This is a genomic window from Planctomycetota bacterium (assembly GCA_035384565.1).
Lineage (GTDB): Bacteria > Planctomycetota > PUPC01 > DSUN01 > DSUN01 > DAOOIT01.
Window position 1 is genome coordinate 22,287 of record DAOOIT010000020.1, and the last position, 17,692, is coordinate 39,978.

Here is a 17,692-nt window from a genome sequence, read left to right on the forward strand (position 1 = left end):
CGGCGGGACCCAACCGACAGCTACTTTCTTCTCACGCATCACGCATCCCGAGTGGCGAATGACGCATCACGCCCCGGCTTCCGGCACGGCCTCCAGAATGCAATCCACCACGTGGTCGGCCTCCTTCCCTTCCGCCAGGGCCGTGTAATTGGTGACGAGGCGGTGGCGCAGGACGGCGTGGGCGACGGCGCGCACGTCGGCGATGGTGGCCTGGAGGTTGCCACGGAGGAGCGCGCGGCTCTTGGCCCCGAGCGACAGGTATTGCCCGGCCCGTGGCCCGGCGCCCCAGGCCAGGTACTTGCGGCTGGCCTCGGGAGACGCCGCGTCCTTGGGGTGCGTGGCCTCGACGAGGCGCACGATGTAGTCGAGGACGTGGTCGCTGATGGGGATCAGGCGCACGGCGTCGCGCAGGCGCAGCACCTGCGGCCCGTCGAGCACGGGCTGCGGCTCGCCCAGCCGGCCCGCCGTCGTGACCTTGATGATCTCCTTCAACTCGGCCTGCTTCGGGTAATCCACCCACACCATGAACATGAAGCGGTCGAGTTGCGCTTCGGGCAGGGGATATGTGCCCTCCTGCTCGATGGGGTTCTGCGTGGCCATGACCATGAACGGCTCGTCGAGCGCGTAGGTGGTGCGGCCGACGCTCACGTGCTTCTCCTGCATGGCCTCGAGCAGCGCGGCCTGGGTCTTCGGCGGCGTGCGGTTGATCTCATCGGCCAGCACCAGGTTGGTGAAGACCGGGCCGCGCACGAAGACGAACTGCTTGCGCCCCGTGGCGTGGTCCTCCTCCAGCACGTCGGTGCCCGTAATATCCGAGGGCATCATATCGGGCGTGAACTGGATGCGTTTGAAGCCGATCGAGAGGGTCCGCGCCAGGGTGCTCACGAGCAGCGTCTTGGCCAGCCCCGGCACGCCCACCATGAGCACGTGGCCGCCGGCGAAGAGGGCCACGAGCACCTGCTCGACGAGGTCCTCCTGTCCGACGATGACCTTGCGAATCTCCGCCAGAATGCGGTCGCGCGAGGCTCGCGCCTGCTCCACGAGTTGCACGTCCTGCGCGCTGGATGGCTGTTCGCCCATGGGCACTCCTCGAATGGCAACCTGAGGACAGGCCAGCGGCCCTCGCTCCTCCGCATGGTAGCCCGCCGGCCCGCAGAGGTCAACCCATCTCACAGTTGAAGCTCAACGCCCAGGCCGCGACGCTCGGCGTTGGCCAGCGCCTCGCACGCGGCGGCCAGGTCCTGCACGGCCACGCCCACCGACTTGAAGAGCGTGACCTGCCCGGGCGCCTGGCGCCCGGCCTTGCGGCCCGCGAGGATCTCGCCCAGCTCGGCGTGGATGTGCGCCTCGGTGATGAGGCCCTTCTGCATCGGAATCAGCAGATCGCCCGCTTCGGCCAGAGCGGCCGGGCGATGGTCCACCACGACGAGCGCGCGGCGCACCGTCTCCTCGGGCACCTCGCGCACGTGCGGCTTGTAGGACCCGATGGCGTTGACGTGGGTGCCCGGCGCGACCTCCGCATCGGCGAACACAGGCTGGCTCGACGTGGTGGCCGTGCACACGACGTCGGCCCCTGCCAGCGCCTCGGCGGCCGACCGCACCGCCCGCACGGCGATGCCAAGGCGCGTCGCCATCTCAGCGGCGAACGCCGCGGCCCGCGCGGCGTCGGGGTCGCACACGCGCGCCTCGTGGATGCCCCGCACGACGCACACCGCCTCGAGCTGGGTGCGCGCCTGAGGGCCGGCGCCGAAGATGGCCACCACGGCCGCGTCGCGCCGGGCCAACAGATCGGTGGCGGCGCCCGAGGCCGCCCCCGTGCGGATGGCCGTGAGCGACGTGCCGTCCAGGATGGCCACCGGCGTGCCCGTCGCGGCGTCCAGCACCGCCACGATCGCCTGTATGAGCGGCAGGCCCAGCGCCGCGTTGCCACCGTAGACGGTCACGATCTTCAGCCCCATGCGCCCTGCGGCGGGCATGTACGAAGGCATGAACAGCGCGTCCCCACGCGGCTCCCGCGCCTCGATGTGCACGCGGGTCGGCGCCACGGCCTCGCCGTCCGAAAGCTGGCGAAAGGCGCTCTTCATCGCCCCAATCGCCCGCGCCATCGGCAGGGCCTGAACGACGTCCCGCGCGGAAAGGAAACGCAACGTGCGACCGGCCATTGTATCCCCCACGACTCAGGAACCCCGCGCCTCGAGCGCGCGGGCCGAGGGCGCAGCTGCCAGGCCGCCGCGCGCCGTGCAGCGCAACTCGGCGGGAAGCATGCACCCGGAAGCATACACAGCATCAATCGTCTCGTCCAGCGGGATTGGGTTTTCGTACCCGCCAAGGATGAGGTCTGCGCACAGAAACGCATTCGCTGCCGCGGCAGCGTTGCGCGTGTGGCAGGGGATCTCGACGATGCCCTGCACGAGATCGCACACCGAGCCCATGGTGTTCTGGAATGCGATGGCGGCGGCGTCAGCGGCCTGGTCGGCTCGAGCGCCGACGGCGTCGGCCACGGCCGCGGCGGCCATGGCGCCCGCCGCGCCGATCTCCACCTGGCAGCCGGCCACCTCGGCCGCGAAGGTAGCCCGGTTCGCCACGACCACGCCGATCGCCCCTGCGGCGAGGAGGGCCAGCGCGGCCCGCTCGCGGCTGACGCCCAGCTCCGCCATCAGCGTGGCGAGCACGGCGGGCAGAACACCGGCCGAGCCGCCCGTGGGCGCGGCGCACACCACGCCCCCGCCGCTGCTCACGTGCATGGCGGCCAAGGCGCGGGCAGCGGCTCGCGCGTGCAGGCCGCCGGCGGCCAGCCGGCCCTCGCGCTCGGCACGCAGCACGCGGCCTGCGCTGGCGTCGAGCAGGCGCATGGCGGGCGGCGCCGTCAGACCGAGTTCGACCGCGTCCAGCATGACGTCCAGCCGGCGCCCCATCTCGGCCAGCACCGCGCTCTCTGGCAGCGCGAGGAGTCGTGCCTCGTACTCGAGGGCAGTCTGCCCAAGCGAGATGCCCTGCTGAAGGCTCATGGCGGCCATCTCGGCCGCCGATGCGAAGCCCGGTTCGCCTGCCGGCACAAAGAACACCGGCTCGCACGCCCACACGACCCGCACGCCGCGCGTCGCGGCCAGACGCTCCTGCGCCTCGTGCGCCAGCCGCTCCCGCCGCCGCGCCCACACCAGGCACAGGCCTCGGAACTCCTGGCATTGCGCCTCACCCATCAAAGCCCCGTCGGCGCCCAGCAGTGCCACGGCCTCGCTTGCCGCACACGGCTCCGCCTCGACCGCGACCTCCCAGGCATCCCCCGTGAAGCACACAGGCCAGCCGCCCAGGCGCACAAACTCCACGGCCCCTCCCCCCACCGAGTTGGCACGAGCGGAGAGCGTGCGGCCATCCGCGGCGGCCAATTCCACCTCCACGGCGTTCGGGTGGCCGGCGCCGGCCAGCGGCTGCTCCAAGAACTCCACCCGCATACCCGCCTGTGCGGCGCCAGCCAGAGCGCTCGGGAAGCGATCATCCGTGATTCGCCAGCCGAGCAGGCCCGCCGCGAACGCCTTGTCGGCTCCCTGGCTCCGATAGCACTTGGCGTATGAGCCGCCAGGGTCGAACGCGAATCGCGCACGGATGGGTGCGCGCCCCAACATCGAGCGCGCCATTGCCGCAATGTGGAACGCCCCTGCCGTGTGCGAACTCGAAGGCCCCCGCATCACGGGGCCTATCACACGGTTGAATACGCTGGCACCGCGCATGCTATCCCCTTCGGCACTGTTCACGCGATGCCCCATTGATACCCGCCATCGCAATCGCTGTCAAGGGCTACCCGTCCTGACTCGGCGCTCCGCCGGGCTCGAAGCGCAGAAGGCAATGAGGTCGCCTGGGCGGCTGGCAAGTCACCCGGCTGAGATCCCCATTGCTCGAGCCGTTCGGAGACACGACGCGGGGACCTGCCGTGATGAACAAACCCCTTGACATCTGGCGTATTCCTGGTAAAATCGGCTCTTAGGCATCGCGCGGGCGAGCCCAGAGCGGAGCGCATCTCACCGACGCTTATAGCGCGGGACGCGCTCATAGATGTAACGCATCGTGACATCAGGTGATCGGCCGCCATAGCTCATAAGCCTTTGCGACGTATACACATATGATTGTTGCTGCGCACGTGCGCATCGTATCGTTACAGTCCGCATGATTGGTGATGGTGCACCGGGATTGCGACTGGTGCCATAAGGAGCCATAACCACCAGTCAGTTCGACACTTAGAAAATCACGCTGATTTGCCGGAGTCCTTCAGACGCGGCACGCAAATTGCTCCGCTGACCTCAAGAGGTTGGGGGTGAGGGAGCAGGCAGTTCGCTGGCCGTCTGGAGGACAAGCCGTGGCCACACAGCTTCAGCAGCCCGTCGTCTCCGGTGCCCCGGCGCACGCTGATCTCGCGGCCGTGATCCGACAGCAGTTCCTCTTCGAAACCTACGAGGAGATCGCCCGGCAAGCTGCGGTGACGCCTGAAGAGGTCGAGACCCGTTTCAGGGAGTTGTTCGGCTGTGGCATCCGCCGAAAGCGCCTCGAAGTTCGACAGGCCTATATTGCAAGCGGCCCGCGCCTCACGGACGGCGAGATCGGCGAGCGGCTGGGGATCTCGCGCAAGCAAGTCGTTGAGATCCGCTCCCGGCTCCGCGCCGGCGGCCTCTATGATGGCCGAAAGCCCGGGCTCCCGACCCGCGATGGCCTGGAGCGGCGCCGCAGCCGTCACCGCTACATTCTCGAACACTATGGCGCGCAGACGAAGCAGCAGATGGCCGAGGCACTGGGCGTCTCGGCCGAGACCATCCGATTGGACTTCAATGACTTGCGTCGGCGCGGCTACGTCCAGCCCCTCTACAAGTGCCGCCTGGAGTATGTCGCCGCGCATCCGGGCGCGCCCGAGCGGCACCTTGCGCGCGACTTGGGGATCAGCATCTACGGTGTCCGGTTCATCAAGCGCAAGCTCCGAAAGCTGAGGGACACAATGAACCTCCTCCGCTGCCAGGTCGAGAAGGAAATCAAGACCCGCTATGCTCCCGCCACCGGCGAGTACATCGTCGAGTGCATGCGGAGAGCCCTCAACGTGCTCGAGCTTCCCCAACAGCTCGTGCTGCTTGAGGCCGCCGGGCGCTTCAAAGATGCGGAGCTTCAGCCCATCTTCTGGCACATTCTGCGCACCGACGTTCAGGGCCGCGCCCGCATGATCCGCAAGATCGAGTCCGGCGTCACCGACCTCAAGGAACTCGAGCGCACCAACTGAGCCCCAACCGCCCCCCGCTTGGCCCGTCCGCCCCCCAGGCAGACGGGTCAAGTCATGTTTTCGGCTCATCGCGGTCCAGCGAGCCCGACTTGGCCGCCGTCGCGCGGCTCGGAACGGGCGCTGCGCCGTCAGCCCTGCCGCCATAACCATATTCACCACAAAGTCTTACGCACCCAGGCATCGCTCCTCATATACTTGCTCATCCCACAAGTGAGCGGGAATGGCCGGAGCCACGAGAATCGCCAATCCTCGCCCATCTACCCATACTCGCTCACTTCCCCCCTCTCAGGGTTGAGCAAGTATGGCCGGAGCGCTCCCACCAGACACTCGGCAGCGCCCTCCAGCGGAGCCGCCAGGTAGGATGGACCGTCCATGCCCGCATCCCCCACCACGCCACTCGACCCAGAATCGCCAGACCCTCAAGAGCCATGCCTTGGAGGGGGCAGCCCCTGCTCTCGCCTGGCATCTCGTGGACCAACACGCGGCATCCCTGGCGGCGCGCGGCTCCACGGCGAGTGGCAGGGGTGGGCAACCGTCACTTGCAGTTTGACCCAGGACGCCTGTGCGCATAGACTGACGGTAAGGTGGGAGCATCCGGCCCCGGGCCCCCTGCGCCCATAGACGCCTGGGTTCCGAGGCTCGCCCCGCGATCTGGCCAACTATTCGAGGGCTGAGTTGTGAGAGCATCCCGCGGCCACTTGCCGTTGACGGCTGAGCGTCGAAGTTCCCGTCGGTCCCTGACGATGGAGCCTCTCGAGCCGAGAGTGCTGCTCTCGGCGTCTGACACGGCGCTCCAGCTCTTCAGCGCTTCGCCGGCGCTGTTTGCGCCCAATGAGGGGCAGTGGGCGGATGAGGCGGTGCGCTTCGTCCACAGCAGCGGGGGCGCCACTGTGGCGCTGACCGACTCCGGGCCCGTCTTCCAGCTCTTCTCTGTGGGCGGGGCGTCCCTGCCCCGCGATGGCGGGGTGAACGTCGCCCAGTTCTCCGTCGCCTTCGAGGGGGCGAATCTGGTCACGCCCGTGGGCAAGGACCCCTCGCAGGCAGTCCACAACTACTACGTCGGCGACCCGGCGACCTGGCGCACCGACGTGCCGACGTTCGAGACCGTGGCCTACCTGGGCCTCTGGGACGGGATTGATCTGTTGACGTGGGGCCGCCGCGACGGGCTGAAGTATGAGTTCCACGTCGCGCCCGGCGCGGACCCCGGGCAGATTCGGCTGCGCTATACGGGCATCGAGGGCCTGTCCCTCGACGAGAGCGGCGCGCTGCACATCGCCACGGCGCTCGGCGAGGTGGTGGACGCCGCCCCCGTCATCTACCAGGTGATTGGCAGCCAGCGCGTCGAGGTCGCGGGCGCGTTCCAACTGCTGGACCCGAGCACCTGTGCATTCATCATCACCGGCCCCTACGACCCGCAGGCCGAGCTGGTGATTGACCCGGCGATCGCCTGGTCGAGCTACCTCGGCGGGTCGGACCTGGATGTGGGCTACGGGATCGCGGTGGATGGCGGGGGGGACGTCTTCATTACTGGCACCACGTTCTCCTCGAACTTTCCCTCGGGCGGGGGCTTCGACACCTCGCGGAGCGGCACCAATGATGCCTTCGTCACCAAGGTGAGCGCGGCCGGCACCCTCCTCTGGTCCACTTTCCTCGGGGGCTCCGACTTCGAGGGCGGCTACGAGATCGCCGTGGACGCGGCGGGCGACGCCGTCATCACGGGCGAGACGTACTCGAGCAACTTCCCCACGCTGAACGCGTTCCAGGACAAGCGGAAGGGCGGCTTCGATGCGTTCGTCACCAAGGTGAGCGGGGCGGGCACCCTGCTCTGGTCCAGCTACCTGGGCGGCGGCGACGACGATGCGGGCTGGGCGATCGCCGTGGACAACGCGGGCGACGCCTTCATCACGGGCCGCACGGCCTCGTCCGGCTTCCCCGCCGATGGCGGATTCGACGACAGCTACAACGGCGGCACCTACGACGCCTTCGTCACCAAGGTGAGCAGCGCGGGAGTCTTGCTGTGGTCCAGCTTCCTCGGCGGCTCGAACCAGGACGAGGGGCGTCGCATCGCGGTGGACGCGGCGGGCAATGCCTTGCTCACGGGCCGGACCCTCTCGAAGAACTTCCCCACCCCCGGGGGCTTCGACACCTCGTATGGCGGGGGCGCGAGCTTCGACGCCTTCGTCACCAAGGTGAGCGGCGCGGGGGCACTGCTCTGGTCCAGCTTCCTGGGAGGGTCCAAAGACGATCAGGGGCGGGGCATCGCCGTGGACCCCTCGGGCAACGTCTTCATCACCGGCGACACCGCCTCGTCGGACTTCCCCACGCTCGGCGGCTTCGACACCACGCGCGGCGGCACGACCGACGCCTTCCTCACCAAGGTGAGCGCCGGCGGAGCCCTGCTCTGGTCCTCCTACCTCGGCGGGTCCAAAGACGACACGGGCAGCAGCGTCGTCACCGACCCCTTCGGCAACGTGATCGTCGCGGGCAACACGCTGTCGTCGGACTTCCCGACGCTCGCTGCGTTCGACACCACGCGGGGTGGCTCCCAGGACGCCTTCGTAACCAAAGTCACCGGCGCGGGCACCCTGCTCTGGTCCTCCTACCTCGGCGGCTCGAGCGACGACTGGGCGACCGACATCGCGATGGACGGCTCGGGCAACACCTTTGTCGCCGGCTACACGGCGTCGTCGGATTTCCCGGCCGTGGGCGGCTTCGACACCTCGCGGGGCGGCACACAAGACGCCTTCGTGACGAAGATCGCCAACTCGCCCCCGACACTGACCACGATCAGCACCCTGGCCGGCGGCGTGGAGGATGCCGACTTGGCGATCCTCTATGCGACGCTGGCCGCGGCAGCCAACGAGGCCGATGTGGACGGCGATCCGTTGAGCTTCCGCGTCGAGGCCGTGAGCACCGGCACGCTGATGAAGGGCGGCCTGCCCGTCGTGCCCGGCGTCACGCTGCTGTCGGCAGGCGAGAGCCTTGTGTGGCATCCCGACCCGAACGCTAGCGGCACCCTGCCCGCGTTCACGGTGAAGGCGTGGGACGGCAACGCGGCCTCGGCGACCCCCGTGCAGGTACGCGTGGCCGTTGCGCCGGTGGCGGATGTGCCCGGCTTCACCGACTCGCTGCCGAGCGATCCCTCGGCCGTTCTTCTCGGGCAGCTCTTCGCCTTTGATTTCAACTCGACCAATGAGGGAGTGCCGGGACAAGTCTACAGCCTGGTCTCGGGCCCCGCCTGGCTGAGCATCAGCCCGACCACGGGGCTCCTGTCGGGCACGCCGACCCAGCGCACCGACATCGGCTCGACCCTCGTGACCGTGCGCGTGGACGACGGGCTGGGCACCACGGACGACGTCACCTTCCAGTTGGACGTCCAGGGCCAGGTCATCGTGCTCGGCGCCGGGCTGCCCGTGCCCGTGACCAAGACGAGATTCACCGATGCCACGGGCGACCTGGTGGATGTGAGCGTGAAGGGCGCCGGGACGTTCTACCTGGTGCGCGCCGTGGCGCCCGACGGCGGCGCCTACAGCAACGACACCCCGGGCGACCTCGTGTCCATCGAGGCCGACGGCACCGACGCCAAGTCGAGTTTCAGCGTCAAGGTGTCGTCACCCGTCAAAGCGCCGTCGCCCGACCTGCCGGTCGGCGCCATCGTCATCAACGGCTCGCTCGGCACTTTCAGCGGGGCGCAGGTCCGCCCGCTCGGCGATGTGACGGTCGCGGGCGGAGTGTCGAAGCTCACGCTCGGCAACGTGGCGGCTCCGCACGTGATCGCGATCGGCGCCGACCCGCTCATCGCCTCGGCCAGCCTCGTGCTGGGCCGGGTGCAGGACACCACCCTCACCTCGGCCACGCCGCTGAAGTCGTTGAGCGTCATCGAGTGGCTCGACACCGATGCGACGCCCGACGTGATCACCGCGCCCTGGATTTCCAGCCTGGCCGCGAGCGGCAGCAAGGCCGCTGGCGGGCCGGTGGGCGACTTCGAGGCGAGCCTCGCCCTCAGCGGCCTGGGGGCGACGAAGGAGGCGCTGGGCAAGGCGAGCATCGCCGGCTCGGTCGTCGGAGGAGCGTGGAATGTCGCCGGCGCCGTGGGCTCCATCGCAGTGCGCGGAAACCTCACCAACTGCTCGCTCCAGGCCGACTGGCTCAAGTCGCTCAAGGTCACCGGCACGATTGATGAGGACGGCTCGGACGGCGATACCGATGTCTTCCGCGTGCTCAACGGCAGCTTCTCGGCCTCGGACGTGACGTGGAGGGGCATCATCCCGCCCGACCACTGGTTCGGCGGCCTCCGCGCCTACGTCGGTTAGCGCCGGAAATCAGGCTTGTCGCGGCGGGGCCGCGGGGGAGCCTTTCTCCCCAGGAGAGCCTCCCCCGCCTCTTTCGCCTCCTGCTCCTCGCTTCTTCCGCGGCTACGGTCCCATCGGCGGTTCGGTGGCGCGCAGGTGGGCCAGAGCGGCGGCGAAATCGCCGGGCAGCTCAGCGGTGAGTTCCAGGGGCCGGCGGCTGACGGGGTGGGTCAGGCTGAGCTTCCAGGCGTGCAGGGCGAGGCGAGGCATGATCTCCTCCAGCGGATCGGGCGAAAGGCCGCCGCGATAGTGCTTCTCGCCTATCAACGGGTGGCCGATGCTCTCGAAGTGCACGCGAATCTGGTGGCGCCGCCCCGTCTTGGGCACGACGCTCACCAGCGTGTGGGCGGCGAAGCGCTCGCGGACCTCGTAGGCCGAGAGGGCGGGACGCGCCTGCGCCGCATCGGCGGCCACCGACATCAGCCCGTAGCGCCCCGTGTGATAGCCGATGGGAACCGCGATCTGGCCGAAACGGCGCCCGAGGGCGCCGCGCACGAGGGCCAGGTACTCCTTCCTGACCGTGCGCCGCTCAAACTGCTGCGACAGGTGGACGTGCGCCTCGGGCGTCTTGGCCACGACCATGACGCCCGACGTGTCGTAGTCGAGGCGGTGCACGATGCCGGGGTTGCGCGGCCCGGGCGCGTCCCCGTAGATGTGATAGATGAGGCCGCTGGCCAGGGTGTCGTCGGTGAGCCTCTTGCCCGGGTGGCACATGATGCCGGGCGGCTTATTGATGGCCAGGATGTGCGCATCCTCGTAGAGGATGGCCAAGGGCATTTCCCGGGGCGGGATCACGCGCGGGGCCTGCGCCGGGAGCTGGAAGTCCAGCACATCGCCCGGGTTCAGCCGGTAGCTGACGTGCACGGGGCGCCCGTTGACACGCACGCGGCCCGCCTTGATGAGCTTCTGGTACTGCGCGCGCGAGAGCTGCCCGTAGCGCTGGCTCAGGAAGTTGTCGAGGCGGCGGATGGTGAGAGGGCCGCGGACCTCGAGGCGGATGTCGCGCGGGGGCAAGGCGGCGGAGAGAACATCGGCGGAGTCGTCCCCCGCGTCGTGGGGCCTCATGGCCGGCGGGACCTCATTGCGTGGCGGGCGCCTGCGCGGGGCCTTGGAGCCTTCTTCGGACCGCCTCGACCAGGTCGGCGACGGTCTTCACCGAGGCCATGTCGTCGTCCGCCACCTTGATGCCGTAGGCCTCGTCGAGAGCAAACGAGAGCTCCACCGCGGCAAACGAGTCGAGCCCGAGGTCGTGACGCAGGTCGGCCTCGGGGCGCAGCTTCTCGGGAGCAATGTCCAGGGTCGTGGTCAGGATGGATGCGATCTTCTCGTGGACCGGGTCGGGCATCCAGGGGGCTCCTTACGCTGTGAACTGCGAGAAGAGCAGGCACGCGTTCGTGTTGCCGAAGCCGAAGGAGTTCGAAAGCACAATCCGCACGCGCTGCTCGCGCGCCTGGTTGGGCACGTAGTCGAGATCGCACTCGGGGTCGGGGTTCTCGAGGTTGGCGGTCGGGTGGATCACCTGGTCGCGGATCGTGAGGCAGCAGGCCACCGCCTCGATGGCCCCTGCCGCGCCGATGCTGTGGCCGGTGACCGACTTCGTGGCCGAGATGGCCACGCGGCGCGCATGGTCGCCGAAGACGTCCTTGATCGCCTTCGTCTCCGCCGCGTCGTTGGCCGTGGTGGACGTGCCGTGGGCGTTGATGTAGTGGACGTCGCTGGGCGCGATGGCGGCGTCGCGGAGCGCCAGCGTCATGGCGGCGGCGGCGTCGTTGCCCGAGGGGTCGGGCATCACCATGTGGTGGGCGCCCGAGTTGGCGCCGTAGCCGATCACCTCGGCATAGATGCGCGCGCCGCGCCGGCGCGCGTGCTCGAGTTCCTCCAGGATGAGCGAGGCCCCGCCCTCGGCCAGCACGAACCCGTCGCGCTCGCGGTCGAACGGGCGGCTCGCCTTCTCGGGGGCGTCGTTGCGCTTCGAGAGCACCTTCAGCGCCGCATAGGCGCCGAAGGTGAAATACGTGAGCGGGGCCTCCGCGCCCCCGGTCACCACCACATCGCACTCGCCATACTGCACCTTCCGCAGCGACTCGCCGATGGCGTGGCTCGACGAGGCGCAGGCCGTGGAGATCACGACATTGGGCCCCAGCAGGCCGTTCTGTATCGCGACATGCGAGGCCACGGCGTTGGGGCTGATCCGCGGCACGCACAGCGGGTTGAGCCGGTGCGCGCCCCTCTCGTAGGCCGCGATCATCTGCTCCTCGTGGAAGATCACGCCGCCCAGCCCCGAGCCGAATACGCACCCGATGCGGCCGCGGTCCTCGCGGGCCAGTTCCAGGCCGCTGTCGGCGATCGCCATCTGTGTGGCGGCCAGGCCCAGGTGCACGTAGCGGTCCACCCGTCGCGCCACGATGGGCGGCATATACGCCAGCGGGTCCAGCCCCGCCACCTGCCCCGCCACTCTGGACTCGTAGAGCGACGCGTCGAATACGCTGATCGCGCGGACGCCGGACTGGCCCGCCAGCGTGGCCCGCCAGAACTCGTCGGTGCCGATGCCATTGGGGGCGACCACGCCCAGGCCCGTCACGACCACTCGCCGCTTGCTCATCCTCGCCTGCTCCCAATATGCAGCCCGCCCCGCGCCGACACGGGCCGCAACCACGTCGGTATGCCTGATCGGGGAACCAATCGCCAGAGGGGCCACATGGCGCGCCGGCCCTGCTGCGCCCACGACGCGCGCCCTCTACAGGTTATCACAAGCGCCTGCCATTTTCAACGGCTTTTCCGCCCGCCATGCCCTTCGATCGCAGTTGGCTGCCCAGGCCGGGAGTTGGAGGCTCAGGGGCGACGTCGCGCGGGGGGACTTCGGATGGCGAATCAGCCCTCAGGCCGGGGAGATAGGCTTCCCTGGCAGGAAGGGCCCAGGACGCGTCGGGCGACGGCCCGTCGTGCAGAGGGCGAGAGGCCGCGCTACTCCTCCTTCTTGGGCGCCTCATTGCGGAAAGCGTCGCGCACCGCCTGGCGGAACCCCTCGCGGAACGTAGGGTCGGCCAGGTAGTCGTTGAGCGTGCCCTCCTTGCGCAGCTTCTCGATGAGGGCGTGGAGCTCGGGCTGGGTCTTCGGGAAGGTGATGGCGGGCAACGCCCCCTTCACGGGAGCCTCGGCCTTGGCGGGCGGCTCGACCGCCTTTGGGGCCGGCGCCGGCCCAACGGGGGCAACGGCCTTGGGGGCCGGCGCAGCGGGCGCCGCAGGGGCAACCGGCGCAGCAGGCGCCGCGGGGGCCGCCGGCGTCGCCGAGACGATGTCGGGGCCCTTCGGCTCCTCGGCACCCTTGGGTGGGGCAGGAATGGCGCCCTGGGTGTCCTGGAGGTACTTGTGGCCGTCGGCCTCCTCGGCGGCGAACTTGGTGGGGAGGCCGGCGTCGGCGTTCTTGACGATGCGCTCGATGGTCTCGCGGGGGATGGTCTTCTCGCCCTGGTGGGTGAGGATAGTGACGGCGGCCTGGCCCGCGGCCAGGATGGTGCCGCTGATCCGGGTACCGTCGCGGAGCACCACGGCGTCGGTGTCGAGGAGCACGAGGGCGCCTTCGCCGCCTTCGTCCTCCTCGCCTTCGGCGCCCTTGGCCTTGCCCGGAGCGCCCTTGAGGGCGCCTTTCGGGGCCGTCTTGGGCGTGCCTTTGGGGGCCTGCTTGGGCGCCACAGCGGGCGCGCCCTTCGGGGCGCCTCCCTTGGCGGCACCGCCCTTGGCGCCCGGGGCATTCGCACCGGGCACTTTGCGGACCGGTGCCTCCTCCTCCTGCGCCCGGACGCTGAACACGACGAGCGCGATGCCCAGCAGAAGGCCGGCGGCTCCTGCGACGAGTTGTTTCATCTGCGTTGGCTCCTGGGCTGCGGGGGATGGGCAGCGGCTTCGAGCTGGCGGACCTCGGAGGGCCTCAGCTTCCGGCACGCACCTTCCTTGAGCAGGGGGTCGCGGATGGGACCGATGGCTACGCGCTGGAGGTCGGACACCGGGTGGCCGACCTTGGCTAGCACGCGGCGTATCTGGCGGTTGATGCCCTGGCGGAGTTCGACCTCCAGCTCGGTCGCCTCCTTGCGGCGGCGGCAGACCCGGACGCGCGAGAGCGACGTGCGGCCCTCCGAGAGGTAGACGCCGCGTTGAACCTTCTCGACGTCCTCGGGGCTCATAGCCCCGCGCACCCACACGCGGTAGAGCTTGGGCACCTCGTGGCTCGGATGGGTGAGGCGCTGGGTGAGGGCGCCATCGTTGGTCAGCAGGATCAGCCCGCGGCTGTCGGCGTCCAGGCGTCCGATGGTGTAGAGGCGGCGATGGTCGCCGCCGGGCACCAGGTCAATGGCGCGGGCGCGTCCTTCACGGCCGTCCGACGTGCAGACCACGCCGCGCGGCTTGTTGAGCAGGTAGTAGGCCGGCGCCTCCTGCCGCACGCGCACGCCGTCACAGCGGATGTCCGCCTCCGACGGGTCCACCTTGTGCCCCAGGTCGGTCACCGGCGCGCCATTCACGGTCACGCGGCCCTGCGCGATCAGCTCGTCGCAGGCGCGGCGCGAGCCGAAGCCTGCGTGAGCCAACAGCTTGTTGAGACGTTCAAGGGACATGTCCGCGCGCCTCTCTGCTCCGGGGCTGATCTTACAGGATTGCGCCGTGGTTTTCAAGGCCACTGCGCGAGCCGGCTGGACGCAATGCGGAACGCTTGCCGGCGTCGGGCCGGTCCCGCGGCACATAAGAGGCGGGGGCCCCGTTTGACTCTGCCGGCGTGTGCGAATAGGATGGCGCACATCCCCGCTGAAGCCCCGCGACCGAACAGGGAGACACCATGCCGCATCTGCCCGCCGATATCCATATGCATTCCAAGCTCTGCGGACACGCCGTCGGCGAGATTGACGACTATGTCGAGCGGGCGATTGAGCTGGCCCTGGAAGCAGTCGGTTTCTCCTTCCACCTTCCAATCACCATTCCAGTGCCGTACAAGGTCAACGTGTCCCGGGAGGAACTCGACTTTCTGGCAACCGAGATCGACCGCCTGAGAGCCAAGTACGGGAGGTCCATTCCGATCCTCTTCGGGGGCGAGGCCGACTACCTTCCCGACCGCGTGGACGAGGCGGCGGAACTGGCCCAGGCCTACCCCTTCGACTTCCTCATCGGCTCGGTGCACTTCATCGGAGACTGGGCCTTCGACCATCCCGCCAGTGTCGAGCGATTCGCCGACTGGGAGCGCCGCCACCTCTACGAGGCGCACTTCGCCCTCGTGCGCGAGGCCATGGCCACGGGCATCTTCGACATCATGGGCCACGTGGACCTCGTCAAGAAGTTCGGCCATCGCCTCGAGGGGGACTGGTCGGACCTCATCCATGAGGTGTGCGACACGGCGCGGCGCCACAACGTCTGCGTGGAGATCAACACGGCGGGCTTCGACAAGCCGGCCGGCGAGCAGTATGCCTCGGCCGACTTCCTCCGAGCGTGTGCGGAGCTGGGCGTGCCCGTCACCTTCGGCTCGGACGCCCACGCCCCGCAGGAGGTCGGCCGGCATTTCGCCCGCGCGGTGGCCCTGGCGCGCGCCGCGGGCCACACCCACTACGCCGTGTTCGCCGGGAGGCAGCGTTCGCTCCGCCCCATCAGCGCAGAAGGCTGAGGCGCAGCGGTTGGGCCGAGACAAGCTCGCCCCGGCCGCACGGCGGGCGTTCGAGGCCCCGGCAGTTCACGTGGCAGAGCGCCGTGCAGCCCTCCACGGGCGCGAACCTCCCCCCGAGCGTCTTCGCGCAGAATGGCAGCGCATGGCCTTCGCAGTTCGGGAGTCCGGAGCTATCCGTCTCGGAGGCGGCGTTCTCCTGACACGTCGCATAGGTCATCCCCGCCGCTTCGCATAGCGAGCGCAACTGCCGGTGCAGGGCCAGGCGCGTGGGCCGACGCAGCAGGTACCCCACCGAGGTCCCCGAGCGGTCGAACACATAGTCTTGTCGCATCGCCATCGCCGCCGCCGGATCGCGCGGAGCCACCAGGGCGGCGAGGCGGTCGAGAGATGCCTGCCCCTGTCCACGCCCCGGCGCCGCCGCGAGCCGGCCCGTGGAGCAGATCACATGCGTGCAACCCACGGCTGCGAACCGACGCAGGAGGGCATCGGCCTGGTCCAGCCAGTGCGGCCCGTACAGGGCCTCCCAGGCGTGCGGCAGCAGGGGGTCGAGCCGAACGGCTGTCTTCACTCCCGCTGCGGAGAGCTGGCGAACGCTCGCCATTCGCTCCGCGAAGGAAGGGGCGTGGGGCGAGAGCAGACCGAGGACCTCGGGCGGGCCCTCGATGGTCGTCGCGACGACGCAGTTCCTGTGTGACGCGAAGCCTGGCACATCGAGCAGAAACGTGGCATCGCCTTTCGTCACGATGAGGACGCTCACGCCGCGCGCGACCAGCAGTCGGACGAGGCGCGCCGTCTCACGCCGCACCTCGGCCACGGCCTGGCAAGGGTCGGTGGTGTTCGAGATGGAGACGGGAGGGCAGAGGCTGATCCGGTCGAGGTCCCGCTCCACCAGCTCGGGCAGGTTCGCGTACACCTCGAGCACGTCTCCGCTTGGCCGTGCGAAGACGGCGTCGCGCGCGTAGCAGTACACGCATCGGTGGATGCAGTGGCTTGCGCCCGGGGGCGTGACGTTCACAATCCAGCTATGGATGCACTTGCGTTGCGGGCATGCGTAGGGGAAATCGTGGAAGGTGGAGGATTTCCTGCGGACGAGCCGGACGTTCATTCCCGCTCCGCTCAGAGCCTCGTCCACGTTTTCTTGAACTCCCGCGTGCTCAGGAGCGCCACGTAGTCGTGCTGGCCCGTGCGCTGGCAGAGCTCCTGGATGATCGCTTCGCAATCGCCCTGGCTCTGCCCGTGAATCATGGCGTAGACGTTATACGGCCACTCCGGGCTGGCGGCTCGTTCGTAGCAGTGGGTGATGGCGGCCACGCGCACCGCCTCGCGGGCGAACTCCTCCACCTGCTCGGGCGGCACGCGCCAGACGCACATCACGTTGGCCACGACGCCGGCATTGCGGTGTGCGATCGAGGCGCCCAGACGCCGCACCTCGCCTCGGGCGAGCATGCCCCGCAACCGCTCCAGCAGCGCCTCGGCGGCGAGGCCCAGCCGCCCCGCCACCTCGGCGTACGGCTCGGCTACGATCGGCAGCCCGTCCTGAAGGGCCGAGATGATCCGGCGGTCCAGCTCATCCATCGTTCCCCTCCTCCGGGAAGGTGAACCGGACGCCGATCTTGAACTTCCGCAGCACCGGCAGCACGACCACAGGGAGGCGCGTGGCTTTCTCCACGGCGCCGATCGCCGCCGCGAGCGCGTCGGGGGAGTCGGCGGTGAGGGTGAACCAGAGGTTGTAGGGACACGTGCCGTGGATCGGCGCCCGCTCGTAGTTGTGGGTCACGCGCTCGATCTGGGAGACCGTGGCGGCGACCGCCTCCACGCGCCCCTCGGGCACGGTCATGGCCGCCAGCGCGCCGAGGCGGCCAACCCTGGCGGGGTCCAGCACAGGTCCGATCCGCCGGATCAGTTCGGCCTCGCACAGCGCTGCGACGCGGCGGATCACCTCGTTCTCGGGCAGCCCAAGCTCCTCGCCAAGGCGGGCGAAAGGGCGTGGCACGAGGGGGAAATCGCCTTGAATGCGGTTCAGAAGCCTGCGATCAGTATCGTCCACGATCACCTCGCACTTCGCAGCAGGCTGACGCCGCAGCGCCATCGTAGCCCGGCGCCGCGGGCTCTCGCCTCTCACACGGCCACGAGCCCGCCGTCTGCCCCGATGCCCAGAGCTGGCCGAGTACCGCACCACGGGAGCACGCCGAGCGTACCCGTATTGTACCGACAGCCGGGTTGGCCGCAAGCGCGAGCATGGCTTCCCCTTGCAGGTGAACGGGACCCGGTGTATGCTCCCGGTGGAGCGAGGAGCGCGGGCTACCCGCCCGTGCTGGGGCAACCAGGGGCCATTGCCGCCTGATGCGGCGAGGAGGCCTTGCCATCCGCTTCATCTGCGCATCTCTCCCGCCTCCGACGCGGGTTTCTGCACCCGTTGCATCTCTTGTAACCCTATGC

Annotated in this window: 14 protein-coding genes; 3 read left to right on the forward strand and 11 right to left on the reverse strand. The window is 69.3% G+C overall.

The window, feature by feature from the left end; translation table 11 throughout:
• Nucleotides 1–66 precede the first annotated feature (66 nt).
• From PLE19_09425 to PLE19_09435, 3 genes are all read right to left on the reverse strand, one after another.
• A complete protein-coding gene (locus tag PLE19_09425; GenBank protein ID HPD15160.1) occupies nt 67–1,080 on the reverse strand; it encodes a MoxR family ATPase in 1,014 nt (337 codons plus the stop codon).
• A gap of 89 nt (nt 1,081–1,169) precedes the next feature.
• Nucleotides 1,170–2,162, reverse strand: coding sequence for an ornithine cyclodeaminase (locus PLE19_09430; GenBank protein ID HPD15161.1), 993 nt, complete (start codon nt 2,160–2,162; stop codon nt 1,170–1,172).
• A gap of 15 nt (nt 2,163–2,177) precedes the next feature.
• Nucleotides 2,178–3,452 carry an L-serine ammonia-lyase, iron-sulfur-dependent, subunit alpha gene (locus tag PLE19_09435; protein HPD15162.1) on the reverse strand — a complete coding sequence of 425 codons (1,275 nt, stop codon included), beginning with the start codon at nt 3,450–3,452 and terminating at the stop codon, nt 2,178–2,180.
• Between the two features lie 899 nt (nt 3,453–4,351).
• Here PLE19_09435 and PLE19_09440 point away from each other — a divergent pair.
• Nucleotides 4,352–5,257, forward strand: a complete 906-nt coding sequence (locus tag PLE19_09440) for a hypothetical protein (protein HPD15163.1) — start codon at nt 4,352–4,354, stop codon at nt 5,255–5,257.
• Between the two features lie 677 nt (nt 5,258–5,934).
• Nucleotides 5,935–9,570, forward strand: coding sequence for an SBBP repeat-containing protein (locus PLE19_09445; protein ID HPD15164.1), 3,636 nt, complete (start codon nt 5,935–5,937; stop codon nt 9,568–9,570).
• A 102-nt stretch (nt 9,571–9,672) separates the two neighbouring features.
• Here PLE19_09445 and PLE19_09450 read toward each other — a convergent pair whose 3' ends face one another.
• From PLE19_09450 to PLE19_09470, 5 genes are all read right to left on the reverse strand, one after another.
• Nucleotides 9,673–10,674, reverse strand: a complete 1,002-nt coding sequence (locus PLE19_09450; GenBank protein ID HPD15165.1) for an RluA family pseudouridine synthase — start codon at nt 10,672–10,674, stop codon at nt 9,673–9,675.
• Between the two features lie 13 nt (nt 10,675–10,687).
• Nucleotides 10,688–10,954 carry an acyl carrier protein gene (locus PLE19_09455; protein ID HPD15166.1) on the reverse strand — a complete coding sequence of 89 codons (267 nt, stop codon included), beginning with the start codon at nt 10,952–10,954 and terminating at the stop codon, nt 10,688–10,690.
• A gap of 12 nt (nt 10,955–10,966) precedes the next feature.
• The gene (gene fabF, locus PLE19_09460; GenBank protein HPD15167.1) at nt 10,967–12,211 is read right to left on the reverse strand and encodes a beta-ketoacyl-ACP synthase II; all 1,245 of its coding nucleotides are present in this window, start codon (nt 12,209–12,211) and stop codon (nt 10,967–10,969) included.
• A gap of 362 nt (nt 12,212–12,573) precedes the next feature.
• Entirely contained in the window at nt 12,574–13,473 is a 900-nt protein-coding gene (locus PLE19_09465) for a hypothetical protein (protein HPD15168.1), read from the reverse strand.
• The gene (locus PLE19_09470) at nt 13,470–14,219 is read right to left on the reverse strand and encodes a pseudouridine synthase (GenBank protein HPD15169.1); all 750 of its coding nucleotides are present in this window, start codon (nt 14,217–14,219) and stop codon (nt 13,470–13,472) included. The genes PLE19_09465 and PLE19_09470 overlap by 4 nt, the downstream gene beginning before the upstream one ends.
• Nucleotides 14,220–14,437: 218 nt before the next feature.
• Between PLE19_09470 and PLE19_09475 the strand changes: the two genes are divergently transcribed.
• Nucleotides 14,438–15,253, forward strand: a complete 816-nt coding sequence (locus tag PLE19_09475) for a histidinol-phosphatase HisJ family protein (protein HPD15170.1) — start codon at nt 14,438–14,440, stop codon at nt 15,251–15,253.
• On the opposite strand, the gene PLE19_09480 is transcribed toward PLE19_09475, so the two are convergent.
• The 3 genes from PLE19_09480 to PLE19_09490 are packed head-to-tail and all read right to left on the reverse strand — an operon-like array spanning nt 15,237 to nt 17,342.
• Nucleotides 15,237–16,358, reverse strand: a complete 1,122-nt coding sequence (locus tag PLE19_09480; protein ID HPD15171.1) for a hypothetical protein — start codon at nt 16,356–16,358, stop codon at nt 15,237–15,239. The two genes, PLE19_09475 and PLE19_09480, sit on opposite strands and share 17 nt — an antisense overlap.
• A gap of 11 nt (nt 16,359–16,369) precedes the next feature.
• Nucleotides 16,370–16,828 carry an AsnC family transcriptional regulator gene (locus tag PLE19_09485; protein ID HPD15172.1) on the reverse strand — a complete coding sequence of 153 codons (459 nt, stop codon included), beginning with the start codon at nt 16,826–16,828 and terminating at the stop codon, nt 16,370–16,372.
• The gene (locus tag PLE19_09490; protein ID HPD15173.1) at nt 16,821–17,342 is read right to left on the reverse strand and encodes an AsnC family transcriptional regulator; all 522 of its coding nucleotides are present in this window, start codon (nt 17,340–17,342) and stop codon (nt 16,821–16,823) included. The genes PLE19_09485 and PLE19_09490 overlap by 8 nt, the downstream gene beginning before the upstream one ends.
• Nucleotides 17,343–17,692: the final 350 nt, after the last annotated feature.

What these genes read in the sequence shown, in the direction of transcription:
- PLE19_09425 (HPD15160.1), bottom strand. Translation starts at nt 1,080, where the DNA reads ATGGGCGAACAGCCATCCAGCGCGCAGGACGTGCAACTCGTGGAGCAG.
- PLE19_09430 (HPD15161.1), bottom strand. Translation starts at nt 2,162, where the DNA reads ATGGCCGGTCGCACGTTGCGTTTCCTTTCCGCGCGGGACGTCGTTCAG.
- PLE19_09435 (HPD15162.1), bottom strand. Translation starts at nt 3,452, where the DNA reads ATGCGGGTGGAGTTCTTGGAGCAGCCGCTGGCCGGCGCCGGCCACCCG.
- PLE19_09450 (HPD15165.1), bottom strand. Translation starts at nt 10,674, where the DNA reads ATGAGGCCCCACGACGCGGGGGACGACTCCGCCGATGTTCTCTCCGCC.
- PLE19_09455 (HPD15166.1), bottom strand. Translation starts at nt 10,954, where the DNA reads ATGCCCGACCCGGTCCACGAGAAGATCGCATCCATCCTGACCACGACC.
- fabF (HPD15167.1), bottom strand. Translation starts at nt 12,211, where the DNA reads ATGAGCAAGCGGCGAGTGGTCGTGACGGGCCTGGGCGTGGTCGCCCCC.
- PLE19_09465 (HPD15168.1), bottom strand. Translation starts at nt 13,473, where the DNA reads ATGAAACAACTCGTCGCAGGAGCCGCCGGCCTTCTGCTGGGCATCGCG.
- PLE19_09470 (HPD15169.1), bottom strand. Translation starts at nt 14,219, where the DNA reads ATGTCCCTTGAACGTCTCAACAAGCTGTTGGCTCACGCAGGCTTCGGC.
- PLE19_09475 (HPD15170.1), top strand. Translation starts at nt 14,438, where the DNA reads ATGCCGCATCTGCCCGCCGATATCCATATGCATTCCAAGCTCTGCGGA.
- PLE19_09480 (HPD15171.1), bottom strand. Translation starts at nt 16,358, where the DNA reads ATGAACGTCCGGCTCGTCCGCAGGAAATCCTCCACCTTCCACGATTTC.
- PLE19_09485 (HPD15172.1), bottom strand. Translation starts at nt 16,828, where the DNA reads ATGGATGAGCTGGACCGCCGGATCATCTCGGCCCTTCAGGACGGGCTG.
- PLE19_09490 (HPD15173.1), bottom strand. Translation starts at nt 17,342, where the DNA reads ATGGCGCTGCGGCGTCAGCCTGCTGCGAAGTGCGAGGTGATCGTGGAC.